Annotated in this window: 23 protein-coding genes; 17 read left to right on the top strand and 6 right to left on the bottom strand. The window is 62.1% G+C overall.

Annotated elements, in window-relative coordinates:
• Nucleotides 1–33: 33 nt before the first annotated feature.
• The 6 genes from VWZ85_RS10095 (at nucleotide 34) to mdoH (ending at nucleotide 9,361) form a co-directional block, all read left to right on the top strand.
• Nucleotides 34–1,698, top strand: coding sequence for a thiamine pyrophosphate-binding protein (locus tag VWZ85_RS10095; RefSeq protein ID WP_416588137.1), 1,665 nt, complete (start codon nucleotides 34–36; stop codon nucleotides 1,696–1,698).
• Entirely contained in the window at nucleotides 1,685–2,905 is a 1,221-nt protein-coding gene (locus tag VWZ85_RS10090; RefSeq protein WP_416588820.1) for a CaiB/BaiF CoA transferase family protein, read from the top strand. The genes VWZ85_RS10095 and VWZ85_RS10090 overlap by 14 nt, the downstream gene beginning before the upstream one ends.
• Nucleotides 2,906–3,274: 369 nt before the next feature.
• On the top strand, nucleotides 3,275–4,639 hold the full coding sequence (locus VWZ85_RS10085) for a tetratricopeptide repeat protein (protein WP_416588134.1): 1,365 nt from the start codon (nucleotides 3,275–3,277) through the stop codon (nucleotides 4,637–4,639).
• A 23-nt stretch (nucleotides 4,640–4,662) separates the two neighbouring features.
• Entirely contained in the window at nucleotides 4,663–5,934 is a 1,272-nt protein-coding gene (locus VWZ85_RS10080) for an OpgC family protein (RefSeq protein WP_416542416.1), read from the top strand.
• Nucleotides 5,931–7,454, top strand: coding sequence for a glucan biosynthesis protein (locus tag VWZ85_RS10075; RefSeq protein ID WP_416588818.1), 1,524 nt, complete (start codon nucleotides 5,931–5,933; stop codon nucleotides 7,452–7,454). The genes VWZ85_RS10080 and VWZ85_RS10075 overlap by 4 nt, the downstream gene beginning before the upstream one ends.
• Complete coding sequence (gene mdoH / locus VWZ85_RS10070; RefSeq protein ID WP_416588131.1) at nucleotides 7,451–9,361, top strand: glucans biosynthesis glucosyltransferase MdoH; 1,911 nt, start codon at nucleotides 7,451–7,453, stop codon at nucleotides 9,359–9,361. The genes VWZ85_RS10075 and mdoH overlap by 4 nt, the downstream gene beginning before the upstream one ends.
• Before the next feature lie 126 nt (nucleotides 9,362–9,487).
• Here mdoH and VWZ85_RS10065 read toward each other — a convergent pair whose 3' ends face one another.
• A complete protein-coding gene (locus VWZ85_RS10065) occupies nucleotides 9,488–10,348 on the bottom strand; it encodes an alpha/beta hydrolase family esterase (RefSeq protein ID WP_416540315.1) in 861 nt (286 codons plus the stop codon).
• Nucleotides 10,348–10,911 (bottom strand): rhodanese-like domain-containing protein, encoded by a 564-nt coding sequence (locus VWZ85_RS10060; RefSeq protein ID WP_416588129.1) that lies wholly within the window; start codon nucleotides 10,909–10,911, stop codon nucleotides 10,348–10,350. Before VWZ85_RS10060 ends, VWZ85_RS10065 begins: the two co-directional genes overlap by 1 nt.
• Before the next feature lie 264 nt (nucleotides 10,912–11,175).
• Here VWZ85_RS10060 and VWZ85_RS10055 point away from each other — a divergent pair, with 264 nt between their 5' ends.
• The 7 genes from VWZ85_RS10055 to selD all read left to right on the top strand — a co-directional run bounded on the left by VWZ85_RS10055 (nucleotide 11,176) and on the right by selD (nucleotide 19,352).
• The gene (locus VWZ85_RS10055; RefSeq protein WP_416588127.1) at nucleotides 11,176–14,037 is read left to right on the top strand and encodes a monovalent cation/H+ antiporter subunit A; all 2,862 of its coding nucleotides are present in this window, start codon (nucleotides 11,176–11,178) and stop codon (nucleotides 14,035–14,037) included.
• Nucleotides 14,038–14,039: 2 nt separating this feature from the next.
• The gene (locus tag VWZ85_RS10050) at nucleotides 14,040–14,393 is read left to right on the top strand and encodes a Na+/H+ antiporter subunit C (RefSeq protein WP_340545289.1); all 354 of its coding nucleotides are present in this window, start codon (nucleotides 14,040–14,042) and stop codon (nucleotides 14,391–14,393) included.
• Nucleotides 14,390–15,946, top strand: coding sequence for a monovalent cation/H+ antiporter subunit D (locus tag VWZ85_RS10045; RefSeq protein ID WP_416588125.1), 1,557 nt, complete (start codon nucleotides 14,390–14,392; stop codon nucleotides 15,944–15,946). The genes VWZ85_RS10050 and VWZ85_RS10045 overlap by 4 nt, the downstream gene beginning before the upstream one ends.
• 1 nt (nucleotide 15,947) lies before the next feature.
• Nucleotides 15,948–16,445: a Na+/H+ antiporter subunit E gene (locus VWZ85_RS10040; protein ID WP_340545287.1), complete on the top strand. Its 498-nt coding sequence runs from the start codon at nucleotides 15,948–15,950 to the stop codon at nucleotides 16,443–16,445.
• On the top strand, nucleotides 16,442–16,711 hold the full coding sequence (locus VWZ85_RS10035; RefSeq protein ID WP_014874349.1) for a K+/H+ antiporter subunit F: 270 nt from the start codon (nucleotides 16,442–16,444) through the stop codon (nucleotides 16,709–16,711). The genes VWZ85_RS10040 and VWZ85_RS10035 overlap by 4 nt, the downstream gene beginning before the upstream one ends.
• Before the next feature lie 9 nt (nucleotides 16,712–16,720).
• Nucleotides 16,721–17,101, top strand: a complete 381-nt coding sequence (locus tag VWZ85_RS10030) for a Na+/H+ antiporter subunit G (RefSeq protein ID WP_340545286.1) — start codon at nucleotides 16,721–16,723, stop codon at nucleotides 17,099–17,101.
• Nucleotides 17,102–17,192: 91 nt separating this feature from the next.
• Nucleotides 17,193–19,352 carry a selenide, water dikinase SelD gene (gene selD, locus VWZ85_RS10025; protein WP_416588817.1) on the top strand — a complete coding sequence of 720 codons (2,160 nt, stop codon included), beginning with the start codon at nucleotides 17,193–17,195 and terminating at the stop codon, nucleotides 19,350–19,352.
• 8 nt (nucleotides 19,353–19,360) lie between these two features.
• Here the strand turns inward: selD and mnmH are convergent, their stop codons facing one another.
• Entirely contained in the window at nucleotides 19,361–20,413 is a 1,053-nt protein-coding gene (mnmH, locus tag VWZ85_RS10020) for a tRNA 2-selenouridine(34) synthase MnmH (protein ID WP_340545285.1), read from the bottom strand.
• Nucleotides 20,414–20,576: 163 nt separating this feature from the next.
• Here mnmH and VWZ85_RS10015 point away from each other — a divergent pair, with 163 nt between their 5' ends.
• Nucleotides 20,577–21,068, top strand: a complete 492-nt coding sequence (locus VWZ85_RS10015; RefSeq protein WP_416536217.1) for a MarR family winged helix-turn-helix transcriptional regulator — start codon at nucleotides 20,577–20,579, stop codon at nucleotides 21,066–21,068.
• Nucleotides 21,069–21,185: 117 nt separating this feature from the next.
• Here VWZ85_RS10015 and VWZ85_RS10010 read toward each other — a convergent pair whose 3' ends face one another.
• Together VWZ85_RS10010 and VWZ85_RS10005 are read right to left on the bottom strand one after the other, a co-directional pair.
• A complete protein-coding gene (locus tag VWZ85_RS10010) occupies nucleotides 21,186–21,494 on the bottom strand; it encodes a DUF1992 domain-containing protein (RefSeq protein WP_416588124.1) in 309 nt (102 codons plus the stop codon).
• Between the two features lie 100 nt (nucleotides 21,495–21,594).
• Nucleotides 21,595–23,172: a bifunctional metallophosphatase/5'-nucleotidase gene (locus VWZ85_RS10005; protein ID WP_340545282.1), complete on the bottom strand. Its 1,578-nt coding sequence runs from the start codon at nucleotides 23,170–23,172 to the stop codon at nucleotides 21,595–21,597.
• 154 nt (nucleotides 23,173–23,326) lie between these two features.
• On the opposite strand from VWZ85_RS10005, the gene VWZ85_RS10000 reads away from it, so the two are divergent.
• Genes VWZ85_RS10000 through arsC form a run of 3 tightly spaced genes read left to right on the top strand, consistent with a single transcriptional unit; the run spans nucleotide 23,327 to nucleotide 25,058 of the window.
• Nucleotides 23,327–23,665, top strand: coding sequence for a DUF952 domain-containing protein (locus VWZ85_RS10000; RefSeq protein ID WP_416553478.1), 339 nt, complete (start codon nucleotides 23,327–23,329; stop codon nucleotides 23,663–23,665).
• Complete coding sequence (locus tag VWZ85_RS09995; protein ID WP_416542427.1) at nucleotides 23,662–24,720, top strand: quinone-dependent dihydroorotate dehydrogenase; 1,059 nt, start codon at nucleotides 23,662–23,664, stop codon at nucleotides 24,718–24,720. The genes VWZ85_RS10000 and VWZ85_RS09995 overlap by 4 nt, the downstream gene beginning before the upstream one ends.
• Nucleotides 24,717–25,058, top strand: a complete 342-nt coding sequence (arsC, locus tag VWZ85_RS09990) for an arsenate reductase (glutaredoxin) (RefSeq protein WP_416588121.1) — start codon at nucleotides 24,717–24,719, stop codon at nucleotides 25,056–25,058. The genes VWZ85_RS09995 and arsC overlap by 4 nt, the downstream gene beginning before the upstream one ends.
• 79 nt (nucleotides 25,059–25,137) lie before the next feature.
• On the opposite strand, the gene VWZ85_RS09985 is transcribed toward arsC, so the two are convergent.
• The gene (locus VWZ85_RS09985; protein WP_416540322.1) at nucleotides 25,138–26,469 is read right to left on the bottom strand and encodes an MATE family efflux transporter; all 1,332 of its coding nucleotides are present in this window, start codon (nucleotides 26,467–26,469) and stop codon (nucleotides 25,138–25,140) included.
• Nucleotide 26,470 lies beyond the last annotated feature (1 nt).

The raw sequence follows: 26,470 nt of genomic DNA, 5'->3' as shown, positions 1-26,470 counted from the left end.
TTTGGCGGCACTTGTTCACGAAGGGTGGATTTCATGACACAGACCGACACCGCGGCTGCGACGGCCACAGAACCATTGCGCGCGGCGGATGTGCTGGCCCGGCGACTATATGCCGCCGGATGCCGCCATGCCTTCGGCATGCCCGGTGGCGAAGTGCTGACGCTTGTCGATGCGCTGACCAAGGCGGGCATCCGCTTTCACCTTGCCAAACACGAGAACAGCGCCGGTTTCATGGGCGAAGGCGTGCACCACAGCGATGGCGCACCGGTTATCCTGGTGGCCACGCTGGGCCCGGGGGCGCTCAATGGGGTGAACGTTGTCGCCAATGCGCATCAGGACCGGGTGCCGATGCTGGTGCTGACAGGATGTGTGGATGCGGCGGAAGCGGCCACCTATACCCATCAGGTACTGGACCATCAGGCGGTTTTTGCCCCGATCACCAAGGCCAGCTATCGCCTCGACGCGGAGGCTGCCGGTGTGATCGCCGACAAGGCGGTGCGGATCGCAACCGCGCCGCGCAATGGGCCGGTGCATATCGATGTGCCGATCTCCGTCGCCGATTCCCCTGCCGGCACCCACCGTCCTTGCCTCGCGCCTGCCAGAGCAACGCAACCGCAGCCCGCTGACCTGGCGCAGGCGCGCGCGTGGCTTACCGAGGCCGAGCGCCCGCTGGCGGTGATCGGTCTTGACGCTGTTGCCGAGGCCGCATCCGCGCCGCTTCTGGCCTTTCTCGAACACTACCAGATCCCTTTTGTAACCAGCTACAAGGCCAAGGGCATCCTGCCTGAGAAGCACCCGCTTTGCCTTGGCGGCGCCGGGCTGTCGCCGCTCGCCGATCGTCACCTGCTGCCGCTGGTGCGCGAGGCCGATCTGGTTCTTGCGCTGGGGTACGATCCAATCGAGATGCGCCCGGGCTGGCGCAACGCCTGGGATTGTTCCCGCCAGCGGGTGATTGATATCTGCGCCGAGGACAACACCCACTACATGCACGCGGCCACTCTGACGCTGGTTGCCGGTCTTGCGCCCAGTCTGCGCGCCCTGACGGTTGGGGCGCAGCTCGCCGATGACACGCAGCCGTCCCCTCGGCGCTGGCCCGAAGGTCAGCCTGAGGTGGCCCGGGCAGCCCTTCGCTCCGCCTTCACCCCGCAGGCGGACTGGGGACCCGCTGCGATCGTTGCCGAATGTCAGGCCACCCTGCCCAGCGATACGCTGGCGACGGCAGACAGCGGCGCCCATCGGATCCTGCTCTCGCAGATGTGGAGCTGCCATGAGCCTCGCGCCCTGATCCAATCCTCGGGCCTCTGCACCATGGGCTGCGCGGTGCCGATGGCCATTGGCCGCAAACTGGCAGAGCCGCAGCGCACGGTTGTCAGCTTCTCCGGTGATGCGGGTTTCCTGATGGTGGCGGGCGAGTTGTCCACCGCCGCCGAGCTTGGCGTTGCGCCGATCTTTGTCGTCTTCGTCGATGCCAGCCTCGCATTGATCGATCTGAAGCAGCGACAGCGACGGCTGGATAACGCTGGCGTCGACTTCGGCCAGCACGACTTTGCCGCGATGGGCCGGGCCTTTGGCGGCCATGGCGTCAGGGTCCGCGACCGCGCAGGCCTGCGCGCTGCCTTGCAAGAGGCACAGCAGGCCGAGCGTTTCACCGTCATTGCCGCAGAATTCGAGCGGGAGGCCTATGATGGGCTCATCTGACCGGACATCCGAAGCCAAGCTGTCCCATGGCCCGCTGACTGGCGTCAAGGTGCTGGACCTGTCCCGCATTCTGGCAGGGCCGACCTGCACCCAGATGCTGGGAGATCTGGGGGCCAGTGTGCTCAAGGTCGAAAACCCGCGAACCGGGGGCGATGACACCCGGCAGTGGGGGCCGCCCTATGTGGTGGATGGAGACGGTCACCAGTCGGATCTGTCGGCCTATTTCATGGCCGCAAACCGCAATAAGCGCTCGGTTGTGGTGGACATCGCCACGACCGAGGGCCAGCAGGTCATACGTCGTCTCGCCGCTGAAGCCGATATTCTGCTGGAAAACTTCAAACCCGGCGGGCTTGCCAAATACGGCCTCGACTACGAGAGCCTGCACGCAGAGTTCCCGCATCTGGTCTATGGTTCGATCTCCGGCTACGGCCAGACTGGACCCAATGCCCATAAACCCGGCTATGACCTGATGGCACAGGGCTATGGCGGGATCATGTCGCTCACCGGTGAGCCTGAGGGCCGACCGATGAAGGTCGGCGTCGGCATCGCCGACGTAATGTGCGGAATGTATGCCTGTGTCGGCATCCTCGCGGCGCTGCGCCACAAGGAACAGACCGGCGAAGGCCAGCAGGTCGATATCGCGCTGGTGGATGCGCAGATCGCCTGGCTGATCAACGAAGGTGTGGCAACACTCAACACTGGCAGCGCCCCCAAACGGCGCGGTAATGAGCATCCCAGCATCGTGCCATATGGGTTATATGAGACCTCAGATGGCCATGTGATCCTCGCGGTCGGCAATGACGCGCAGTTTGGCCGCTTCCTATCTTTTCTCGGACTGGACGGGCTGGCGCGGGACCCGCGCTTTGCAACCAACCCGGCCCGCTTGCAGCACCGCGACGCGCTCGCCGATATCCTAGTACCGGCGCTGCGCCAATACCGCACCGATGAGGTGATCGCCGCGATGGAGGCCCGCAAGGTGCCAGCAGGACCGGTGCAGACGCTCGATCAGGTTTTTGCCTCTGATCAGGTGGCGGCGCGGGATATGACAATTGAAATGTCCTCGGCGGCGGGGCCGGTGCGGTTGCTTGGCAATCCGCTCAAATTCTCCCGGACGCCGGTGACCTACCGCCATGCGCCTCCAATCTGCGGTGCAGACAGCGACCTCCTTGCCAGGACCGAGGACCCGTTTTCGGAAGACGACAACTAAGACAGCGGCGCAGCGCCGACCGAGAACAGGCAGACGCCCCGTCACCCGGGGGCGGCTGCCTGCTCAATATCTCTGCTATCCCCTTAAGACACCGCAGAAAACGCCTGTTTCTCGGGCTTGCAACCGGCAGGATCTGGCCGAGTGTTACAGAAACTGGCGGTCTTCGGCCAAAGTCGCGCTGCACGGGCTTGCCAGATTACAAAAAATGCGGGAAATCGCTGTCAATCAATATGGTTGGCCCATTAATCCGGCGAGATTGCACACGCCGCTTCACCAAACCGCGAGCGGGCATCGCGAGACGCGCGGCCGTGCTTTAGGCTCGACGACAAAGCACCTCTGCTTTCGTTTTTGACACGGATCGGACAAACGATGATGCAAGATATTTTTGGCCAGGACACCAGCCTGACAAACGCCGCGGCGCTCGAGAACTGGAACTGCGTTCAGATGGGGGTGTTGTCTCACGGCGCTGCCGCGCCGCAACATCTGAGCGCCCTGCTGGAGGCTGCACCGGAGTTTGCCATGGCCCAGGCGGCCAAGGGCATGTTTGTGCTGCTGCTGGGTCGGGCAGAACTGATGCAGGCCGCACGGGACGCCCATGCCGCGGCCAAGGCCGCCGAGGATGGTGCATTGCCACGCGAACGCCACTATATCGCTGCGCTCGGTGCTTGGCTGGAGGGCCGTCCATCGCTGGCGATTGCAGAGATGGAGACCGTGCTGCGCAGCCACCCCGAGGACGCGCTGGCGATGAAGCTGAGCCACGCGATCCGCTTCATCCTGGGCGACAGCGCCGGTATGCGCCGGTCGATCGAGCGGGTCCTGCCCGCCTATGCGCCGGATCACGCCGGACGCGGTTACCTGCTTGGATGCCACGCCTTTTCGCTTGAGGAAACCGGCGCTTATGACCTGGCCGAAGCAACCGGGCGTCAGGCGCTCTGGATGGCACCGGATGATGCCTGGGGCCTGCATGCGGTGGCCCATGTCCATGATATGACGGGCAACTCCCGTGCCGGGCTTGACTGGCTGAACGGTCGCGAAGAGGCCTGGGCGCATTGCAACAACTTTCGCTACCACGTCTGGTGGCACAAGGCGCTGATGCATCTGGATCAGGGGCAGACCGAACAGGTGCTGGCGCTATACGATCACGAGATCCGCAAAGACAAAACCGATGATTACCGTGACATTTCCAACGCCACCTCACTGCTGATGCGGCTGGAGCTAGAGGGCGTTGCAATCGGCGACCGCTGGGAAGAACTCGCAGAACTCTGTGCCAACCGGACCGAAGACGGCTGCCTGATCTTTGCCGATCTTCACTATCTTCTGGCACTGGTGGGCGATGATCGCAAGGTTGAGGCTGGTCAGCTGGTGCAGCGGATCCACGCTGATGCGCGTCGCGGCGCCAGCGAGAGCGATGGCCGCATGGCAACGCCAGGCTGCGGCCTTGCGCTGGGGCTCGAGGCCTTTGGCGAAGGTAACTACAGCGAAGCCTTCGGCTATCTCGCCAGCGGACGCAGTTCCCTGCAACTGGCAGGGGGCAGCCATGCCCAGCGGGACGTTTTCGAACGCGTGACCATTGATGCGGGCATCCGCGCGGGGCGTCTGGACGCGGTGGAGGCCATCCTCAACGAGCGGCGCGCCCAGCGGGGCGGCGCCGAGGACAGCTATGCACAGGCGCGCCGCGCACTGATCGCTGCCGGACGTGGCGCGCCCTGCGCGCAAAGCGTCCCGGCAGAATAACAAAAGTAAGGACACAACAGCCTATGGCGACCATCTCGCCCTTTCCCGGTGCCAAGGGCACCGAGACCACTCCAGTGGCCAATCGCCCGGTTGCCCCGCAATCGGACGCGCAGACCCGCGCGCTTCGCGATCCCCGGCTGGATTTCTACCGCGGCATTGCGATGTTCATCATCTTGTGCGCTCATATTCCCGGGAACCGCTGGACCGGCTGGATTCCGGCCCGGTTTGGCTTCTCCGACGCGACGGAGATCTTTGTCTTCTGTTCGGGCATGGCCTCGGCCATCGCCTTTGGCGGCACCTTTGCCCGCCGCGGCTGGCTAATTGGCAGCGCGCGCGTGGTGTTTCGCTGCTGGCAAGTCTACTGGGCCCATATCGGCCTGTTTGTCTTTCTCGCCACCACCATGGCGGCGCTGGATCTCTACGGGGCTTTTGACAAGAGCTATATTGCCTCGCTGAACCTGTTGCCGTTCTTTGAAAACCCGGTGCCGCAGCTGGTTGGGCTGATGACGCTCAGCTACGTGCCAAACTACTTTGACATTCTGCCGATGTATCTCGTCGTGTTGGGGCTGATGCCGCTGATGATGGGGCTGGAACGCGTCGGCGTCTGGGCAGTGGCGGCCACCTCGATCGCGATCTGGCTGCTGGCCAACCCGTATATGATCGGCCTCGGGCCGAATGGGCTGTCGCTCTCCGCCGAACCCTGGTCGAGCCGCGAATGGTTTTTCAACCCCTTTGGCTGGCAGCTGCTGTTCTTCACCGGCTTTGCCTTCATGAAAGGCTGGCTGCCCGCCCCGCCGGTCTCACGCGGACTGATGATCATAGCCACGGCCTATCTGCTCCTGCTAGCGCCCTTCGGCTCCTGGAAAGTCTTCCTCTGGGTCGAAGCCTGGAACACCGGTCTGGCGGAGCTGATCCGACCGACCTGGCAGCTGACAGCCGAATGGCGGGAAAAAACCGACTTTGGCCTTTTGCGCTATGGCCATTTCCTGTCGCTGGCCTACCTCGGCTGGGTGGTTGCGGGCGAAGGCGGTCGCCGTCTGATCGCCTCCGGGCAATCCACACCCGCGCGGATCTGGGCCGTGCTGCTGTCGCTGATCACCAAAGTCGGTCAGCAATCGCTTGCGGTCTTTGTGTTTTCCATGGCGCTGGCCCGGTTGCTGGGCTTTGCCATGGATCTCACCGACAGGTCGATCATGACCACTGCATTTTTTAACCTCACCGGGTTTGGCCTGATCATCGGCTGCGCCTATATCGCTGCCTGGTTCAAATCACATCCATGGAAAACCAAGAGATGAAAGAATTCTCGCGACGCACCTTTCTGGCAACCGCCCTGGCCAGCACGGCCCCGCTTGCGCTTGCCGCGCTGACCTCGCCTGCGCGTGCGACCGGAGGCCCTGCATTCTCGCGCGAAACGGTTGTGACGCTGGCGCGCGAGTTGGCGGCCGCCCCTTATGCGCCCCGGCCCAGCGTGCCGCAGGACTGGCAGGAGCAGACCTATGAGGAATACCAGACCCGCTGGTTCCGCAGCCGCGATGCGCTCTGGTCGAAGACCCCGCGCAGCTACAATGTCGATTTCTTTCTGCCCGGCCTTTATTTCCCGCGCCCGGTCGAGATCTACACCGTGGATAACGGCCTCGCCCAGCCGGTGGCCTTTGACCTGTCGCTGTTTGACAAAACCGACAAAGCCCCCGACCTCAGCGTCGACGACAGCCTCGGCTACTCCGGTTTCCGACTGCGTACCGATCTGAAGGAACCCGGCAAGAAAACGGAATTCTGCGTATTCCAGGGCGCGAGTTATTTCCGGGCCATCGGGGCTGCACATACCTATGGGTTGTCGGCGCGCGGCCTGGCGGTGAATACCGCTACCTCCAAGGGCGAAGAATTCCCTGAATTCATTACCTTCTGGCTCGAAGCTCCAGTTCCTGGCCAAAAGAACATGATCGTCCATGCGCTGATGGATTCGCCGTCTGTCACCGGGGCCTACCGGTTTGACATACTGCCGGGGCAAGACACGGTGATGGATGTCGAGGCGCGCCTGTTTGCACGTGCGGAACTGGACAATATCGGGCTTGGACCACTCACCTCGATGTTCCTGTTTGATCAGACCAATCGCAACCGGTTTGACGATTTCCGCCCTGCGGTTCACGACAGCGACGGTCTGCTGGTGGTCAACGGCAACGGCGAGACCCTGTGGCGCCCACTGGCCAACCCCAAGACGCTGCAGCTGTCGTCCTTTGTCGATGAAAACCCGCGTGGCTTTGGCCTGATGCAGCGCCCGCGGCTGCTGTCTGATTTTGAGGATCTGGAAGCGCATTATCACCAGCGCCCGGCGCTCTGGGTTGAGCCGAAGGGTGATTGGGGCAAAGGCGCCGTCACGCTGGTCGAAATCCCGGCGGACAAGGAAATCTACGACAATATCGTGGCCTATTGGCGCCCCCGCGACAGCTACGCCCCTGGCTCAGAGATTGCCATTGACTATCGGCTGACCTGGGGCAACGGCCCGGATCTGCCGGTGCCACAGGTGATCAACACCGCTGCGGGCGCGCGCATCTTTGGTGATCCGGGTCGGATCATCACCATCGATTTCGCCGCCCATCCGCTGTTTGCCGGTGGCGTTGATGATCTAAAGGCGCATATCACGTCACCTCATGTCACCCCAACCGAAGGCGTCTTGCAGCAAAACCCGGAAACTGGCGGGGTGCGGTTGGCCTTTGCCTTTGACCCGGGCGAACGCGACCACGTCGAATTGCGCGCTGAACTGCGCAAGGATGATCAGCCCGCCTCCGAAGTCTGGCTTTACCGGTGGACCAAATGACCAATTTCTCCCTGACCCCACCGGAACAACCGCTGGCTATGCCAGAGCAGAATTTCGGTGCCCATTTTCAGGATCACGCCTGCCCCTTACCCGGTGACAGCGCGGCAACTGGCGGACAGCCCAGCGAGTCAAGCCAGCGTCAGGTGGCGCTATGGCGTGTTCTGGCCTTCTCTCCGGCGATGGCCGCTACGGGGCTGTTGACCTGGGGTATGAAGGACTGGTTCGCGGCAGACGGGTTTTCCATGCTGGAGGTCGCACTTCTGGTGTTGATCGCGTTCAATTTCTTCTGGATCTGCTTTTCGGTCTCTACCGTTCTTCTGGGTCTCTGGGGCCTGTCCCAGCGCCCCCGCGCGCTGGGACGAGGCCGCCCGCAGCGGATGAAGGTCGCGCTCCTGATGCCGATCTACAACGAGGTCCCCTGGTATGTACTTGGCAATGCCCAATCCATGCTGGAAGAGCTGCACGCCCGTGGCGGTGTCCATGACTATGCAATGTTCATCCTGTCCGACACCCGCGACGATGCCATCGCCGCAGAGGAACGTGCCAGTGTCGAGGCCCTGCGCAGTATGCTCCCCGCAGGGGCCCAGCTCTATTATCGGCGCCGCGATGACAACGCAGGACGCAAGGTCGGCAATATCGCCGACTGGGTGCGCCGCTGGGGCGCCGGCTGGGACGCCATGCTGGTGCTCGATGCCGACAGCCTGATGACCGGGCGCGCCATTGCCCATCTGGCCGACGCGCTGGCTCGTGATCCCGGCGCAGGTCTGATCCAGAGCTATCCGCAGCTGATCGGTGCGCATTCCGTCTTTGGCCGGATGCAGCAGTTTGCCAATGGCGTCTACGGCCTGGCTCTGGCCGAAGGTCTGGCCCGCTGGGCAGGGCATGAAGGCAATTACTGGGGGCATAATGCGATCATCCGCACCCGTGCCTTTGCCGCCTGTGCAGGGCTGCCGCCGCTGCGCTCTGTCTTTGGTGGTGAAAAGCTGATCATGAGTCATGATTTCGTGGAGGCCGGGCTGCTGCGTCGCGCCGGTTGGAGCGTGCAGTTCCTGCCCCGCATTCGTGGGTCTTACGAAGAAACTCCGCAGACGCTGATTGATCACGTGCTGCGGGATCGGCGCTGGTGTCAGGGCAATCTACAGCACCTGAACCTGCTCAACGCCAAGGGGTTTCGCGCCTTGTCACGCTTTCATCTGCTGCATGGGGCCATCGGCTACCTGATGGCGCCAGTCTGGTTCGCCCTGCTGGTGATCTGGGCGCTGATCGGACGTGGCGAGGAAGCTTCGGTCCTGACCTATTTCAGTGAAACCAATCCGCTGATGCCCTCCTGGCCGGACATGTCAGAGCCGCGCCATGTGCTGGTGATCCTGCTCATCTATGCCATGCTGCTCGCCCCAAAGCTTCTGGCCGTGGCGGCGCTGCCGATGACCGGGAGCCGCTTCTCCGACTATGGCGGCGCGGGCGCCTTTGCCCTGTCACTGTTGACGGAAATCCTGCTCGCGATCCTTTATGCGCCGATCCTGATGGTTCAGCAGATGATCGCGGTGCTGCGCACCGCCTTTGGCCTCCAAAAGGGATGGGCGCCGCAGGCACGCGACGGTGGCAGCTACTCCTGGCGCACGCTGTTCACCTGCCACGCGCTGGAAACCGTCAGCGGCATCGCGCTGTGGACGGGGATTCTTGCCGGCGTGGTATCCGTCTGGCTATTGCCAATCGCCGTATCGCTGATCCTTGCGGTGCCCCTTTCGGCCCTGTCGGGCGTACCGTTGCAGCGCTTTGCCAAAGCCCTTCTGGCCACCCGTGAGGTCCATAACGAGCCCCGCATCACCCGCATCGCCCGTGCCAGACGGGACAGGTTGCGCCTGGCATTGGAGCGATCCCCCGCCCATCCCACAGCCGCTGAGTAAAAAAGACAGTTCAGGCGAAAATATCCACAATTTGCATTAAATTGAAAATTCCGGCAGGAACCATCAGGTTTCTCCGGAATTTTTTATTGAGAATCCACAGCCACCCCGTCGACGCCACATGTTGCACTACTGCGACAGCGGGCGATCCTCGAACCAATCGGCAAGCCATGCGGCCCAGCCCTCCGGCACCCGGTGCCCGCCGTCGAAAAGCACCACGTCGATATCCGCGCCTGTACCGCAGGCCCATCGGCGCCTCAGGGTGCCACCTTCAGATCCGCTGTGGCTTGGCGCGTGTGTCGTGCAGCCGTTGGTATCGCGCCACAGCTCAAGCCCGGCAAAGATATCTCCCTGCTGAAAACGACGATTGCCAAGGTATCGGCCTTCCAGTGGCACCACCTCATCGCGCCATCCGTGAGTGTGCATCAAACGCACCGGACCGGTGCAGCTCTCAGGCTGCGGCCGCCAGAAACTGCCCGCAATCGTTGCGTAAGCGGCAAATTGATCGGGGGTTGCACAGGCCAGATAGCTGACCATGAAGGCGCCTGCGGAAAATCCTGATAAAACAACGGATTTCCGGTCGATATTAAACCTATGTTCAGCATCTGCCAGCACCGCCTCAAAAAACGCGGATTCGTCGCGACCACCGAAATCCGGCAAGAACGCCCAAGAGCGAGGGCCACCGGGATTGCGCGGCAGCGCCGTGGGGGCGATCACCGCGTAGCCCCGATCGTTCAACCCATCGACCATCGCGCGATTGCGCAGTGCAGCCTCACCCGACCCGCCGTAGCCGTGCAGGAACATCACCGCCGGCAGCGCTTTCTCATCGCCGGTATCCGGCAGCACGATGTGATAGTCGCCCCCGTCAATCTGGCAGGCATCGGCAAGGGGCCCGCATCCAGCCTGTAGCGCCGAGCCGAAAAGCAGGCCCGACAGAGCAACGCTTACGCCCGGCCAGAGGCGCCACATACCTGCTATCACCTGTTTCATCAGCCCTGCCCCGTCCAGCGCGCGACCGGCAGATTGCTACGCAGCCATCCCGGTCCGGCGGCGGAGCCGAGCATCCCCTCCGGCACGTCGATCACATTTGTATAACCGGCCGCGTCCAGCGCCAGCGTCACCCGGGCGGAGCGCACACCGCGCGCGCAGATCAGGGCCAGCGGCGCGCTGCGATCACCACCGGTGACGTGATCAAGCGCGGCCAGAAAATCCTCACGCCGCATGTCGATCTGATGGCTGCCCACTGGCACACCGCTGGCCCGCCACTCACGCGGTGTGCGGATATCTACCAGGATCAGCTCCCCCGCCTTGGCCCTGGCAAATGCGTCCTCAACCGACAGGCGGGGACGGTCATGGGCCGGGGGTTGCCTGCGCCACCATGTATACCCACCGCCCCCCGCAATGGCGATCCCGGCGAAGGCCACACCGGCCTGCAGTAATCGACGCCGCGAGATCAACGGATCACCCGCCTCCGCCTCAGCTGCCGGGTCCCTGTCCGCGCCATCAGTCTGAGGGCCGGAGTTATCTGACCGTTTTGATTGAGAATGCGACATCTGGCCTCTCCCCGCGCTGCCGGCGCCGTCCTACATGACCCAAGACCTAGCAGGTTCCTGCAAAGTGTTCAGCCTGAGACATCCCGCATGGTGATCAAGTTGTTGTCAACCTGACACCGGGCCGCGCCAAATTGCTGCGGCGGGCAAAAAACTCACCGGATCGCTGCCTTTGCAGGGTTTGCAGGCGCGGTCGGGGCTGGCACAGTTGCGAAAAATTGCTTAGGCACCAAACGATCTGGCCTTGTGCATGGAGGAGAACCGCACGTGTCCCTGTTCCTGATTGCAGCCCTGCCCTTTCTCGGCGCGGTATTCCCCGCGCTATTGATCCGTGCCGGGCGCAATGCCTCGGCATCGGCGGCAGGCCTGACAACATTGCTCGCGTTTGTCGGACTGATGCTGCACGCCCCGGCGGTGATGCGCGGCGAAGTTATTCAGGCGCAATTCGACTGGCTGCCGGCGCTTGGGCTGAATGCCAATTTCTTTCTCGACGGCCTGGGCTTTCTCTTTGCCGGGCTGATCCTTGGAATTGGCCTGCTGATCATCCTCTATGCCCGGTTCTACCTGTCGCGCGAGGATCCGATGGGTAATTTCTACACCTATCTGCTGCTATTTCAGGGCGCGATGGTGGGGATTGTCACCTCGGACAACATTCTGCTGCTGCTGATCTTCTGGGAGCTGACGTCGCTCAGTTCTTTCCTGCTGATCGGCTATTGGAAGCATCTGCCCGAAGGACGTCAGGGCGCGCGAATGGCGCTGACTGTTACCGGCGCCGGTGGCCTTGCCATGATCGGTGGCATGCTGATCCTCGGCAATATCGTCGGGTCTTATGATCTGACCGTGATCCTGGGCGCAAAGGAGGTCATTCAGGCCTCGCCGCTCTATCTGCCGGCCCTGATCCTGATCCTGATTGGCGCCTTCACCAAGTCGGCGCAGTTTCCGTTTCATTTCTGGCTGCCGCACGCCATGGCCGCACCGACGCCGGTGTCGGCCTATCTCCACTCCGCAACCATGGTGAAGGCAGGCCTGTTCCTGATGGCGCGGATGTGGCCTGTGTTGGCCGGTACGCCGGAATGGTTCTACATCGTCGCAACGACGGGTCTGATCACGATGGTGCTGGGGGCGATCATTGCCCTGTTCAAGGATGATCTGAAGGCGCTTCTGGCGTTTTCCACCGTCAGCCACCTGGGCCTGATCACCATGCTGCTGGGGTTCGGAACCAAATTTGCTGCCGTCGCCGCCGTTTTCCACATCATCAACCATGCCACCTTCAAGGCGGCTCTGTTTATGAGCGCGGGCATTGTCGACCACGAGGCCCAGACCCGCGACATCAAACGGCTGGGCGGCCTGCGGCACCTGATGCCGATCACCTTTGCCATCGCCACAGTCGCGGCCCTGTCGATGGCTGGCGTTCCGCCCTTCAACGGTTTCCTGTCGAAGGAGATGATGCTGGAGGAAACCGTTCACACGGTCTGGGCGGGTTCACATTATCTGGTGCCGGGTCTAGCGCTATTGGGGGCCTTGTTCTCCGCCGCCTATTCGTTCCGCTTCATCGCCCATGTCTTCCTCGGGCCAAGGCGTGACGACTACCCTGCGACCCCGCATGATCCCGGCACCGGCATGTGGCTGGCCCCTGCGTTTCTGGTTGGTCTTGTCGTGCTGATCGGCCTGTTCTCTGCCAAGATCGTCGGGCCGTTGGTGGCCACTGCGGCCTCTGCCGTGATTGGTGGCGAGAAACTGCCCTATTATTCGCTGAAACTCTGGCACGGATTTACTCCGGCGCTTTATATGTCGATGGCGGCGGTTGCCGGGGGTGTCGTCCTGCTGATGCTGCACAAACCGCTGATGCGTATGTGGGATGCCGCACCGCGCCCGGAGGCGAAGGTGATTTTCGAGGCGCTGATCGGCGCGCTCACACGGCTTTCGCGTGCCATTACCGACGGTATGCACAACGGCTCGATGCCACGCTATGCCGGGATCATGATCACCTTTACCGCGGTACTGTCCTTCTATGCCTATCAATCCGGCACATTGGCGGCGCCGACCCGCAGCCTTCAGGATGTCGGGCTGATCCCGATCCTTGGCTGGGCCAGCCTGCTGATCGCAACCGGTTTTCTGGTTGCCATGCACCGCAACCGCCTGCTGGCGCTGGTGCTGATCGGCGTTGTTGGACTGGTGGTGTCGATGGGCTTTAACTACATGTCAGCGCCGGATCTCGCTCTGACGCAGATTTCGGTCGAAGTGGTCACCATCATTCTGATGCTGCTGGCGCTGAACTTCATGCCCAAGGAAACCCCGGTCGAAAGCTCTGCCGGCGCCCGCCTGCGTGACATCTCCATTGCCGGCATCTCAGGCCTTGGGGTTGCGGGGCTGATCTATGCACTGATGACCCGTGATTTCATCGGCGAGACGATTTCCGGCTTCCACCTTGAAAACTCCTACAAGGGCGGCGGCGGCACCAATGTCGTCAATGTGATCCTGGTGGATTTCCGAGGCTTCGACACCTTTGGCGAGATCATCGTTCTTGGCATTGCCGCGCTGGTGATCTTTGCGCTGACCGAGGCGGTGCTGGGCACCCGAGTGCGGGCCTATCTGCTGAACCGGAAGCCCGATCTGCCGCAGGCCGGTGACTCGCATCCGATGATGATGGTGGTGGCGACCCGCGTGATGATGCCGCTGGCGCTGATGGTGGCGGCCTATATCTTCTTCCGGGGGCACAACCTGCCCGGTGGCGGCTTTATCGCCGGGCTGATCGCGGCGATTGCGGTCATCATGCAATATATGGCGTCGGGCTTTGCCTGGGCGACCGAGCGGCAGCGCTACCCCTATCATGGCATCATCGGATCCGGTGTGCTGATCGCCGCCGCAACCGGCATGGGATCATGGTTCAGCGGCAAGCCCTTCCTGACCAGCGCCTTTGGGTACATCCACTGGGAACCGCTGGAAGAATTTGAATGGGCAACTGCTGCGCTGTTCGACCTTGGCGTGTTTCTGGCAGTTGTTGGCGCTGTGCTGCTGGCGCTGGAGAGCCTGTCACGCTTTGCCTGGCAGCCTGGCACCGACAGCACCCACGCGATGGATATCAACCCGGCCCGCGATGACGTGGCCATGACCGAGAACGAGGGCTGACTATGGAAATTCTAGTCGCTTCGGCCGTGGGCGTCCTGACCGCGGCCGGCATCTACCTGATCCTGCGCCGACGCAGCTTTCCCGTCATCCTCGGGCTGTCGCTGATCTCCTATGCGGTGAACGTGTTCCTGTTTGCCACTGGCCGCTTGATGACCAACGCCCCTGCGATCCTCAATAAATACGAAGAGGTCCCCTATACCGACCCGCTGCCGCAGGCTCTGGTGCTGACCGCGATCGTGATCTCCTTTGGCATGACGGCCGTTGTGGTGATGATTGCGCTGGGGGCCTATCTGTCGTCGCAGGATGACCGGATCAATCTCAGCGATGATGATGCCAAAGTAGGAGATGACGCATGAACCACCTCGTGATTGCGCCGATTGTCCTGCCGGCAATCGTCGCGCCCTTTATTATCATGGTCCTGCGCTACCATCTGGACCTGCAACGGATCTTCTCGGTCGCCAGCAGCCTGCTGGTGCTCTGCCTGACCCTGGCGCTGGCAGCGCAGGCCGCCGACGGCACCGTGCAGGTCTATGAGCTGGGTGACTGGCCTGCGCCTTTTGGCATCGTGCTGGTGCTGGATCGCCTGTCGGCAATGATGATCGTCCTGACATCGGTTCTGGCGCTGGCTGTCGTGCTCTACGCGATTGGCACCGGCTGGGATTCTCGCGGCGCCAATTTCCACGCGCTGTTCCAGTTCCAAATCATGGGCATTCTCGGCGCCTTCATGACGGGCGATGCCTTCAACCTGTTCGTGTTCTTCGAAGTGCTGCTGATTGCCTCCTACGGGTTGATGATCCACGCAGGCGGCGCCAAGCGGTTTCAGGCCGGCGTGCAATATGTGGTCTATAACCTCCTAGGCTCGACCCTGTTCCTGTTTGCGCTCGGCACGATCTACGCCGTCACCGGCACGCTGAACATGGCCGATCTGGCGGTGCGCGTGGCCGAGATGTCGGGCGAGGAAACCGCCCTGCTGCGCGTTGGTGCGGTCATGCTGCTGCTGGTCTTCGCGATCAAGGCTGCGGTGCTGCCGCTGCATTTCTGGCTGCCCGCCTCCTACAGCCATGCCCCGCTGCCGGTGGCCGCGCTGTTTGCGATCATGACAAAGGTCGGCGCCTATGCAATCCTGCGAGTCTACACGCTGATCTTTGGCCCGGATGTTGCGATCACCGAAGGGCTGGTCGGCGATTGGCTGCTGCCTGCCGCCATGGTCACGCTGGTCGTCGGCGCCATCGGTGTCCTCGGCTCGCGCGAGATCGGGCGACTGGTCGCCTTTGGGGCGATCACCTCGATGGGAACACTGCTGATTTCCATTGCCCTGTTCACCCCTGCCGCAACCGGAGCCGCACTCTACTACATCGTCCATTCGACGCTGGCGACGGCGCTGATGTTCCTGATTGCCGATCAGGTCATGGAACGCCAGGGCGGTGCTATTGCCGCCCTTCGTCTGATGCCGCAGAGCGGCTTGCTGTCGGTGATGTTCTTTATCGCCGCTATCGCGCTGGCCGGTATGCCACCAGTCTCCGGCTTCATCGGTAAGCTGCTGGTGATGGATGCCGCGCGCGATCATGACCTGGTCTGGTGGATCTGGGCGGTCATTCTGCTCGGCTCGCTTGTGACCATCGTTGGTCTGGCTCGTGCAGGCACGCTGATCTTCTGGAAAAGCCATGGTCTGCAGGCAACCGACGGCACGGTCGCATCCGATGCAGGTGACGAGGATCTTCTCGACGGCAACGCCACCGCAGCCCCAGCGGCGGCGCCGGTCCTGCCGCTTGTTGTCTGCTTTGGGCTGATGGGGGCGATTGTGCTGCTCACCGTCTTTGCCGGGCCGATGACCCGCTATGCCGACGCCACGGCGGCCCAGCTGTTCACCCCAACCGCCTACATCGAAACCGTCCTTGGGGGGCTTTGAAATGAAGCTGATGCGCCGCGTACTGCCACACCCGATCCTGACACTGGTGCTGACCGCAACCTGGCTGTTGCTGGTGAATGGCTGGTCGCTCAACTCGCTGGTCTTCGGGTTCATGCTCGGGGTTTTGATCCCCTTCCTGACACAGCCCTACTGGCCCCAACAGCTGAAGATGAAAGGCCCGGTGAAGATCGTCGGCTACATCCTCATCGTACTCTATGATATCGTGGTGGCCAATCTGGTGGTGGCCAAGATCGTCCTGTTCAAATCCAATGCCAGCCGCCACCCCAATTGGGTGACGATCCCGCTGGACCTGCGCACACCCGAAGCGATCACGGTGCTGGCAGCGACCATCACCATGACCCCGGGGACCGTCTCTGCCGATCTCTCAGCCGAAGGTCATGCGCTGCTGGTCCACTGCCTTGACGCGCCGGACCCCGAAGCAGTGCGCGACGAGATCAAGGACCGCTACGAACGCCGCCTGAAGGAGATTTTCGAATGATCGAAACAGCTGCAATCTTTGCGTTTGTCTGCTTTGCGCTGTCGCTGCTGATGAACCTGTGGAAAGTTGTCTCCGCCGAGGATGTTGCCGACCGGATCCTGGCGCTGGATACGATGTTCATCAACGCCATCGCGCTGATGGTGCTCTATGGGCTGGCGCTGGGAACCGAGATCTTCTTTGAGGCGGCAATGATCATCGCCATGCTGGGCTTCGTGTCCACAGTGGCCTATGCGCGCTTCATCCTGCGCGGCAATATCATCGAGTGAGGAGATATCATGGACCTGTTCTTTGACATCGTGATCGCCGGATTTCTCGTGATCGGCGGCATCTTCGGTATCGTGGGATCATTTGGCCTGTTGAAGCTCAACGACCGCATGTCCCGGCTGCACGCGCCCACCAAGGCGACGACGCTGGGCGTTGGCGGTGTGCTGCTGGCCTCGATGACCCATGCCGCCGTCTACGAATACCACCTGTCGGTGCATGAGCTGATGATTACGCTATTTCTGTTCCTGACGGCGCCGATCACGGCAAATTTCATTGCCAAGGTTCACATCCACCGGCACGACACGCCAGACAGCCTGCCAGACGCAGGTAAAGATAAGATATGGGCGACGCATAAACTGCCCGAAAACGAAGTGATCGGCCCAGAGGTCTGATCTCCCAGCGCCCCCGCCCGTCCGGCGGGGGTCTTTCATCCGGGGCGGAGCCTGTCCGGGTGAGCCAGCCCAGCCCGGTGACACATAGATGATGCACGCAGCCCCCCTCCCCCTGACCAAAGACGTGGTATTGATCGGCGGCGGCCACACCCATGCGCTGGTGCTGCGCAAATGGGGTATGCGGCCCCTCGCCGGAGCGCGCCTGACCGTGATCAACCCCGGTCCGACCGCCCCCTACTCCGGCATGTTGCCGGGCTTTGTCGCCGGGCATTACGCGCGCGAGGCGTTGGATATTGATCTGGTGAAGCTGGCACGCTTTGCCGGGGCGCGATTGGTGCTCGGGGCGGCTGATCACATCGACACCGATAGACGCGAGGTCCATGTCTCGGGCCGCCCCCCAATTGCCTATGACATTGCCGCAATCAACCTGGGCATCACCTCTGCCATGCCCGATATGCCGGGATTTGATGACCATGCGATCCCGGCAAAACCACTCGGCCGTTTTGCGGAGAGCTGGGCCGCGTATCTGCACGGCGACAGCGCCGCCCATGTTGCGGTGATCGGTGGCGGTGTGGCCGGAGTGGAGCTGATCCTCGCCATGGCCCATGCGCTGCGGGCCCGGGGCCGGACGGTGCAAGCCACGTTGATTGATCGCAGCGAAATCCTGACTGACACCGGCACCAAGTCCAGCGCCCGGCTGCGCGCTGCGCTGCGCGGTCTTGACGTCACCGTGATAGAACACGCGAAGATTGCCCAGATCGAGGCCACTCATGTGTTGCTGGCGGACGGCCGCGCAATCCGGTCCGATTTCACAACCGGGGCTGCGGGTGCACGTCCCTACCCCTGGCTCAACGGAACCGGGCTGGACCTGCACAACGGGTTTCTCTCGGTTGATGCCTATTTGCAGACCAATCGCAAAGGCGTCTTTGCTACCGGCGACTGTGCTCATTTCAGCCCCGACCCGCGTCCGAAGGCCGGGGTCTATGCGGTGCGTCAGGCGCCGATCCTCTATCATAATCTGCGCGCCAGCCTGACGCGGGATCCGCTGCGCCGCTACCGCCCGCAGAAAGACTATCTGAAACTGATCTCGATGGGCGGCAAAACCGCTGTTGGAGAACGCTTTGGACAGACCTTTTCGGGCGGTTGGATCTGGCGCTGGAAAGATCACATCGATCAGAGCTTCATGGCGCAGTTCCGTGATCTGCCGCAGATGGATCAGCCGGCGCTGCCCCCCGAACACACCCATGATCTGCCAGAGGCGCTTGGCCATAAACCGATGTGCGGAGGTTGCGGTGCCAAGGTTGGCGCGCGCACGCTCAAGGCGACGCTCCGATCGCAGCCGCATAATCAGCGCGCGGACATCACCCCGCTTCCCGGTGATGACGCCGCGCTGCTGATAACGGGCGGGCAAAGGCAGGTGATCAGCACAGATCACCTGCGGGCCTTTACCGCCGACCCGGTGGTGATGGCCCGTATCGCGGCGGTCCATGCGCTTGGCGATATCTGGGCTATGGGCGCCGAGCCGCAGGCCGCGACCGCAAACTTGATCCTGCCCCGACTGTCGGCGGAACTTCAGGCCCGGACTCTTGATGAAATCATGTCTGCCGCCGGTGACATCCTGAGGAAAGCCGGCGCCGAGATCGTTGGTGGCCACACCTCCGTGGGAGACGAGCTGACCATAGGGTTTACCGTGACCGGACTATGCGACGCGGCGCCCATCACCCTGGCCGGGGCACAGCCGGGTGACGCCCTGATCCTGACAAAACCGCTGGGCACCGGGGTGATCATGGCGGCGGAAATGGTGGGAAAGGCCGAGGGTGCCTGGGTCGCCGCGGCATTGACGTCGATGAGCCAGTCGCAGGACAAGACCGCCGAGCTGCTGCACGCCGCACATGCGATGACCGATGTGACCGGATTTGGCCTGCTGGGCCATCTGCTGGGGATCTGCGAAGCCTCCGCTGTTGGAGCTGAACTGGACCTTGGGGCAATTCCTGCGCTGCCCGGTGCCGCCGCACTGACAGCACGCGGGGTCAGGTCCTCGCTCTTTGAAGAGAATGCCGCGCTTTTGCCGCAGATAACCACCGGCGGGCCACAGGATCTGCTGTTCGATCCGCAGACTGCCGGTGGCCTGCTGGCCGCACTGCCGCGCGATCAGGCCCAGGCGCTCTTACCCGAACTCCGCAGATACGCAGCTGAGGCCGCGATCATCGGCCATATCACCGGCTCTGCGGGCGCGATCACGCTGATCTGAAGTCGCGGCTATAGCCGGTCCAGCTCAAGACGCAGATCCGCGGCCAGCCGGTCCAGATCTGGCCCCCGCAGGTCGGTTGCCCCCAGCGTGGTTATCACATCGGCACCGATGGCCCGGCGCGCAGTCTCATAGGCGGGGTCGTAATGCTGCGTGATGAGCGCCTCCGTCAGTGCCGGTTTGTCGCCTTCGGCAATCCTCTGCAACCAGCCATCGACCACCGCATTGGAGCGATGTGCCCGCAACCCATCGAGACGCACGCGCAGCATCTCCGTGTTTGACAGAATATCATCATAACCCGCCAGCAAGTATCGACAACGCGCCGCCACGGGTGCGTGGATCTCGATCCGCGGAGCCTGTTTCATGGCCGCCCAGAGCTGCGGTGGGATGATCCGTGCGCCGATCTTGCTCGACTCCGCCTCCACCAGCACCGGGCGTTTCGGGTTCATCCGTGCCAGTTGACCGGCCAATGCGGATTCAAACGCCTTCTGGCTGGGCTGCGGGGTTGGGTGATCGCCAAGCAGCGAGCCACGATGATGTGCCAGCCCCTCGAGGTCCAGCACCTGTGCGCCAAGCAGTCCAACACGCTGGAGGATATCGGTTTTTGCGGTGCCCGTGTAGCCATCCAGCGCCACGAAACGATGCGGCAACGCGGCTTTATAGAGATAATTATGGACCAGTCTGCGGTAACTTTGGTAGCCGCCCTCGACCACATCCGCCCGCCATCCAATCTGCTGCAACAGCCAGGTAAAACTGCCGGACCGTTGCCCGCCGCGCCAACAGTAGACCAGCGGGCGCCAGGATCCCGGATGATGGCTCAGCCGTTGCTCAATATGGTCGGCAGCGTTGCGAAACACCTTCGCCGCACCGACCTTGCGGGCCAGAAACGGACTTTGCTGGACATAGATCGTGCCGACTTCGGCGCGTTCTTCATTATCCAGAACCGGCAGGTTTATGGCCCCGGGCCAGTGATCCTCAGCAAATTCGGCGGGACTCCGCACGTCAATGACACAATCGTAGTCTTGATCGAGAATTTCGGATAGCGATGTAAAACGAAGGGCCATGTCTGATGATCTACCGCGCCGCGCGCGCAAGGAAAAGTCGCATTCCCTTTATACCTTAAACATTTTATTATGGATCAAAGATTCGTTTGAAATTCTATCTATAAACCGATCTCAGCCGGTTCCCGGATGTGAACTGGATGCTTTTTCCAGCGGGAGGCAGGACATGGCAGAGCCACAGATAGATACCTTGCAGTTCCCAGGTCATCTGATCCGGCGGTTGCACCAGATCTCTGTTGCCCTGTTTGCGGATCATATGGCGCGCAATGACATCGACCTGACACCGGTACAGTTTGCCGCGATTGACGCCCTGGCCCACGAACCCGGTGTTGATCAGGCAACAATCGCGGCCCGCATTGCCTATGACCGCGCAACGCTTGGAAAAGTGATCGACCGGCTAGAGGCCAAGGGGCTGATCCGGCGTGATATTTCTCCAGCTGATAGACGTGCGCGCGTTGTCACCCTGACGGAGGCTGGCCAGTCGCTCCTGAACAAAGCCATGCCGATTGTCGAGGCGCTACAGTCCGAAATCCTGACCGGCCTCAGCCCGGCGGAGCAGGTTCAGATCACCACATTGTTGACCAAGGCGACCCAGATCGGCGACCGGCTGCGCCGCGCTCCGCACCGCGCGCAAACAGGCTCGCAGAAGGAATTCTGACCCCGCTATCGCGCGGAGACGGCCCGGCAGCCATATGGTGAGTAGCGGATAACAAGCTGCCGACGCAGGACCCGAACAGCACCGTCAACGCCCTAGCCAGATCGCGTGCAACGCTGGTTATCGACCATAGGCCTTGCGCGCAAGGTCGATGCGGGCTTCCAGCATTGTCATTTCTTTCATGATATCACGGCGTTTTGAACGGTCGCCGGTATCGGCAAGCTGTTGGCGCAGAACCGCAAGCGTGCGCGACAGCGTGACGAACTCCGGCACACCGCCGCTCTCCTTGATCAATCGGTTGACCAGCGCATTCCCCGGGTCGTCAACCGGTGGCAACGGTTTGCCCGCTCCTGACAGGTTGTCAAAAGCGCCATCGGCCTCCGCCTTCTGGATACGCGCGTTGATAAGGTCAATCAGGGGGTGATCCATAACGGTGTTATGCCGCAGCTGACAGGAAAAACAAAGACCGCGCCGAAGATACGGCGCGGTCCAGTCTGGATTGTTGAGGCAGCGCAATAGCTGCGCCCGGTCACTTCTGGCTGATGCGGCCGTCGGTGTAGGGCTTATAGGGGGAGTTCTCGACCAGATACTCTGCCATGACATCCGCCAGATCCGGGCCAAAGTCATAGGCGTTCTTGTCGTCGCCTGCGAAGACCTTGTAGCCATCACCGCCATTGCGGACGTAGTTGTTTGTCACGACAACATAGGTCTTGGCCGGATCAATCGGCACGAAGCTGTCGCCTTCGCTCACCATGACCTCCTGAATGCGGCCCTCATTGGGTGCAACCGACGGATCCCAGGTGAATTTCAGACCAGCGACCTGCGGGAAGCGGCCCTTGACCTCTTCAACCTGGCTCACCCCGTTTTCCAGGGCCGCGATGACATCCTCGCCAGTGATTTCAAAGGTCGAGAGCGTGTTCTGGAACGGCAGGACCGTCAGGACCTCTCCCATCGTGACCTCGCCCGGCTCCAGGCTCGCACGGATACCGCCCGAGTTGGCAATCGCTATGCTGACACCCTGATCCTTCACTCGGTCCAGCATCGCATCGGCCACCAGGTTGCCCATCTGGCATTCCTGAACACGGCAATTGTCGCGGTCGCCGTCAACAGCTTCTGCGCTCTCGGCCACAACCTTGTTGCGGATCTCGTCCAGCGGTTTGGCCAGCTCGGCGATGCGTGCGACGGTATCCGCATCCTCGGTGACGGTGCCATCCATAATCAGAGGTTCGCCAACCGCTTCGACGACATTGCCTGCATCATCGAAGGTCACGTTCAGCTCACCCAGGAACTTGCCATAGGCATAGGCCTGCACGATGGCCACATCATTGACCATGGTCGGGTATGGCCCTGAAGCATCTTCCGAAGTGTTGGAAAGATAGGTGTTGCTGTGCCCACCCACGATGACGTCCACACCCGTGGTGCCCGCCGCAACGCGCTGATCCACGGCATAGCCCGAATGGCTCAGCACGATGATCTTGTTGACGCCCTCGGCGGTCAGCCGGTCGACCTCCCCCTGCACGGCATCAACCGGGTTGGTGAAGGTGATGTTTTTGCCCGGGCTGGCCAGATCGGGCGTATCTTCGGGAGTGAGGCCGATCAGGCCGATCTTTTCACCGCCGCGTTCGATCACGGTGGATTTCTTCAGCACATCGGCCAAGGCAGGCTCAGCGCTGACATCGGCATTGGACATCAGAACCGGAAACTGAACCGAATCCATGAACCCGCGCAGGACCTCGGGGCCATCATCGAACTCGTGGTTGCCGACAGTCATGCCGTCATAGCCAAGCTTGTTCATCATCTCGGCGGCAACTTTGCCCTTATAGTAGGTGTAGTAGAGCGAGCCCTGAAACTGGTCGCCACCATCAACAAGAATGCTGTTGTTGCTGCGCGCGCGCGCATCCGCCAGCGCAGTTACCAGACGTGCCGATCCGCCAAAGCACTTGCCCTCGGCATTGTCCCCTTCGCGGCAGCCGCTGTCATACTTGCTGATCGGCTCAAACCGCGAATGAAAGTCATTGGTGTGCAGGATGGTCAGCTTGTAGTCGGCTGCGGCTACGCCGGCCGTCAGGCCAAGCGCGGCAACAGACGTCAGAAAACGCGTCATCATGGAAACATACTCCCTTATTATTTTTCTATTGCCGGATGGTGAGGGGAAATGCGGGCGCAGTCAAAGGGGAAAAATTCATCGCCGTGCTGTCTTTGCGTCAAGACCGATCATATTCAGCCTTGATTCACCTCTGCGCGCAGGGCATCACCGCGCCATGCTCATCTATAAAATCTTCCGCACCGACGAATGGACCACCCTTAAGGCAGAGGGTGAGACCCTCGGCGCCCCCATCGATCTGAGCGATGGTTACATTCATTTCTCCACCGCCGACCAGTCCCAGGAGACCGCAGCCAAGCATTTTGCCGGAGTTGACGGGCTTTGGCTGATTGCGGTCGATGCCGAACGGCTGGGGCTAGACCTGCGCTGGGAAGTGTCGCGGGGCGGCGCCGAGTTTCCCCATCTCTACCGCAAGATGACCATGACTGATGTGGTCTGGGCGAGACCGCTGCCGCTGGTCGACGGCACCCATCAATTCCCGGAGGATATGGCGTGAGCCTCGTTGAACGTCTTGCCCTTGGTGCGCTGCATCGCTGCGACCCGGAGACCGCCCATGGCTTGTCGATCAAGGCGCTGAAACTGGGGCTGACGCCCGCCCCCGGCCCGGTCACCTCCCAGCGTCTTGCGACCGAGATCGCCGGTCTGTCCCTGCCAAATCCGGTTGGCTTGGCGGCGGGATTTGACAAGAACGCCGAAGCACTGCGCCCGCTCTCTCAGGCCGGGTTCGGCTTTATCGAGGTGGGGGCCGCGACGCCGCGCCCGCAACCCGGCAACCCCAAGCCGCGCCTGTTTCGTCTGACCGAAGATCAGGCGGCTATCAACAGGTTCGGCTTCAACAACGACGGCATGAGCGTGATCGGCCAGCGTCTTGCGGCCCGCCCGCGCGATGCTGTGATCGGCCTCAATCTTGGGGCCAACAAGGACAGCAGCGACCGCGCTGCCGATTTTGCCAAGGTGCTGGCCCATTGTGGGGCGCATCTGGATTTTGCGACGGTGAATGTCTCCTCGCCCAACACCGAGAAACTGCGCGATCTGCAGGGCAAGGCCGCCCTGTCAGCGCTGCTCAGCGGCGTGATTGAGACGCGGGACGGGCTGGACCAGCGGGTGCCGGTGTTCCTGAAAATCGCCCCCGACCTTGACCGCGCTGGGATCGAGGATATTGCCGAGGTGGCGCTTGAAACCGGTATTGATGCGGTGATTGCCACCAATACAACGCTTGATCGCGACGGGCTGAACAGTGCACATCGTGGCGAAACGGGCGGCCTGTCTGGCGCGCCGCTGTTTGAGAAATCCACCCGCGTTCTGGCGCAGCTTTCCCAGCTTCTGGACGGTCGGGTGCCTCTGATTGGCGTGGGCGGCATCTCCACAGCCGAACAGGCCTATGCCAAGATCTGCGCCGGCGCATCGGCAGTCCAGTTTTATACCGCCATGGTCTATGCCGGGCTGTCATTGGCCGGAGAGATCGCGCGCGGGCTGGACCAGCTGCTGGCCCGCGACGGTTTTGACACTGTCGCAGATGCCGTCGGCAGCAAACGCGGGGACTGGCTATGATCACCTACTGGCACAATCCGCGCTGCTCAAAATCCCGTGCGGGCCTTGCCCTGCTTGAGGAGGCCGCAACAGCGGTCACCCTGCGCCTTTATCTGAAAGATGCGCCCTCGGAGGCAGAGCTGGCGGAGGTTCAGGCCAAACTGGGTGTCACTGCAATTGAGATGATGCGCAGCGGCGATGCCACCTTCAGGGAGCAGAACCTCAGCCCATCGGATGATGACGCAACGCTGATCGCGGCGATGGCCGCGCATCCGATCCTGATTGAGCGCCCCATCGCCATTTCGGAAACAGCAGCCGTGATAGGCCGTCCTACCGAAGCGCTGAAAAAACTGCTCTGACAGGAGCTGCCCGAAACAGTGGCCGCCTGAAACAGTCGCCATCTGAAACACAGCTGCTCTCTTTCAGCCCATCCCCGATCTATGCGCCGACCTGCGCTTCGAGCCGTGGATAGCGCAGACCAAGCGTCGCACCTCGCGCAAGGTTCAACACCATCAATGCCGCCCAAAGCCCGTGATTGCCGAGGAGCGGCACCAGAACCAACAGGGCCACAACGTAGATCGCCACCGATTGCAGCATCGCGATCCGCATGTCCCGAGTCCAGGTCGCCCCGATGTAGATCCCGTCGAACATATAGCTGGCCACACTGAGCAGCGGTAATATCGCAGCCCAGATCAGGTAATCCCGCCCGGCTGCCCGCACCTCAGGCGAAGTGGACATGACATCGATGAGCCAACCACCGCCCAGCCAGAACAGCAGCCCCAGTGCGATTGCGCCGCCCACGCCCCATTGGCTGGTCACCACCGCTGCGCGTCGCAGCTGCATCCGCGCCTTTGCACCGACCGCGCTGCCCACCAGCGCCTCGGCAGAAAAGGCAAAACCGTCGAGCGCAAAGGCCGTTATCTCAACGAATTGCAGCAACACCTGATTGGCTGCGAGCGTCACATCGCCCAGATCGGCGCCGATGAACAGAAAGGTCGTGAAGGATCCGGTCAGCAGCACCGAGCGGATCATGATATCGCCATTGACCTGCATCATGCGTTTCAGCCGCACAGGATCGAACACACGGGCCCAGTTGCGCCACTGGCTGCCCGCAAAGGCATCGCGGCACAGCCACAGCCCCAGCGCAAGACCGCTCCATTCCGCGATCAGGGTTGCGACCGCGACCCCTTCGACTCCCCAGCCCAGCCCCAGCACGAACCAGAGATCCAGCAGAATATTGAGACCGTTCATCCAGATTTGCAGGGCAAAAACACCGCGTGTGCGTTCAACCGCGATCAGCCAGCCTGTAACCGCATATAGCGCGATGGTCGCAGGGGCACCCCAGATGCGAATCTGAAGGTAATCCCGCGCCAGCCCTTCGACCTCGGCACTGGCAGGGGCCAGCGCAAAGGCCCCCCAGAACACCGCGACCTGTCCAACAATGAACACAAGGCCCGCAGCAAAGGCCAGCAGGATCCCCCGGGTGAGCAGCGCGCCCGTTTCTGCCCAGTCTCCAGCCCCGCGGGCCTGCGCGGCGAGACCCGTGGTGCCCATCCGCAGAAAACCGAAGATCCAATAGATCGTCGCCAGAATGACCGCACCGATGCCCACCGCCCCAATAGGAGCCGCCTGCCCCATCTGGCCGACAACTCCGGTATCCACGGCCCCCAGAATAGGCACCGTCGCATTCGAGAGTACAATCGGCAGCGCAATCTTCAGCACCCGCGCATGGCTGATCGGTTCCGGCACCTCGGCGCTGGCCGTGGACATG

Origin of the sequence: Phaeobacter sp. JH20_29, assembly GCF_048056175.1 — a bacterium.
Lineage (GTDB): Bacteria > Pseudomonadota > Alphaproteobacteria > Rhodobacterales > Rhodobacteraceae > Phaeobacter > Phaeobacter bryozoorum.
The sequence above is the reverse complement of the archived record's forward strand: the minus strand, read 5'-3'. Positions and strand labels throughout refer to the sequence as shown.

Excerpts from the sequence above, each read along its gene's own strand:
- VWZ85_RS10090 (WP_416588820.1), top strand. The coding sequence starts at position 1,685 with ATGGGCTCATCTGACCGGACATCCGAAGCCAAGCTGTCCCATGGCCCG.
- VWZ85_RS10015 (WP_416536217.1), top strand. The coding sequence starts at position 20,577 with ATGGCAGAGCCACAGATAGATACCTTGCAGTTCCCAGGTCATCTGATC.
- VWZ85_RS10060 (WP_416588129.1), bottom strand. The coding sequence starts at position 10,911 with ATGTCGCATTCTCAATCAAAACGGTCAGATAACTCCGGCCCTCAGACT.
- VWZ85_RS10050 (WP_340545289.1), top strand. The coding sequence starts at position 14,040 with ATGGAAATTCTAGTCGCTTCGGCCGTGGGCGTCCTGACCGCGGCCGGC.
- VWZ85_RS10030 (WP_340545286.1), top strand. The coding sequence starts at position 16,721 with ATGGACCTGTTCTTTGACATCGTGATCGCCGGATTTCTCGTGATCGGC.
- VWZ85_RS10085 (WP_416588134.1), top strand. The coding sequence starts at position 3,275 with ATGATGCAAGATATTTTTGGCCAGGACACCAGCCTGACAAACGCCGCG.
- VWZ85_RS10005 (WP_340545282.1), bottom strand. The coding sequence starts at position 23,172 with ATGATGACGCGTTTTCTGACGTCTGTTGCCGCGCTTGGCCTGACGGCC.
- arsC (WP_416588121.1), top strand. The coding sequence starts at position 24,717 with ATGATCACCTACTGGCACAATCCGCGCTGCTCAAAATCCCGTGCGGGC.
- VWZ85_RS10095 (WP_416588137.1), top strand. The coding sequence starts at position 34 with ATGACACAGACCGACACCGCGGCTGCGACGGCCACAGAACCATTGCGC.
- VWZ85_RS09985 (WP_416540322.1), bottom strand. The coding sequence starts at position 26,469 with ATGTCCACGGCCAGCGCCGAGGTGCCGGAACCGATCAGCCATGCGCGG.
- VWZ85_RS10080 (WP_416542416.1), top strand. The coding sequence starts at position 4,663 with ATGGCGACCATCTCGCCCTTTCCCGGTGCCAAGGGCACCGAGACCACT.
- VWZ85_RS10000 (WP_416553478.1), top strand. The coding sequence starts at position 23,327 with ATGCTCATCTATAAAATCTTCCGCACCGACGAATGGACCACCCTTAAG.
- VWZ85_RS10065 (WP_416540315.1), bottom strand. The coding sequence starts at position 10,348 with ATGAAACAGGTGATAGCAGGTATGTGGCGCCTCTGGCCGGGCGTAAGC.
- mnmH (WP_340545285.1), bottom strand. The coding sequence starts at position 20,413 with ATGGCCCTTCGTTTTACATCGCTATCCGAAATTCTCGATCAAGACTAC.
- VWZ85_RS10035 (WP_014874349.1), top strand. The coding sequence starts at position 16,442 with ATGATCGAAACAGCTGCAATCTTTGCGTTTGTCTGCTTTGCGCTGTCG.
- mdoH (WP_416588131.1), top strand. The coding sequence starts at position 7,451 with ATGACCAATTTCTCCCTGACCCCACCGGAACAACCGCTGGCTATGCCA.
- selD (WP_416588817.1), top strand. The coding sequence starts at position 17,193 with ATGCACGCAGCCCCCCTCCCCCTGACCAAAGACGTGGTATTGATCGGC.
- VWZ85_RS10075 (WP_416588818.1), top strand. The coding sequence starts at position 5,931 with ATGAAAGAATTCTCGCGACGCACCTTTCTGGCAACCGCCCTGGCCAGC.
- VWZ85_RS10040 (WP_340545287.1), top strand. The coding sequence starts at position 15,948 with ATGAAGCTGATGCGCCGCGTACTGCCACACCCGATCCTGACACTGGTG.
- VWZ85_RS10010 (WP_416588124.1), bottom strand. The coding sequence starts at position 21,494 with ATGGATCACCCCCTGATTGACCTTATCAACGCGCGTATCCAGAAGGCG.
- VWZ85_RS10045 (WP_416588125.1), top strand. The coding sequence starts at position 14,390 with ATGAACCACCTCGTGATTGCGCCGATTGTCCTGCCGGCAATCGTCGCG.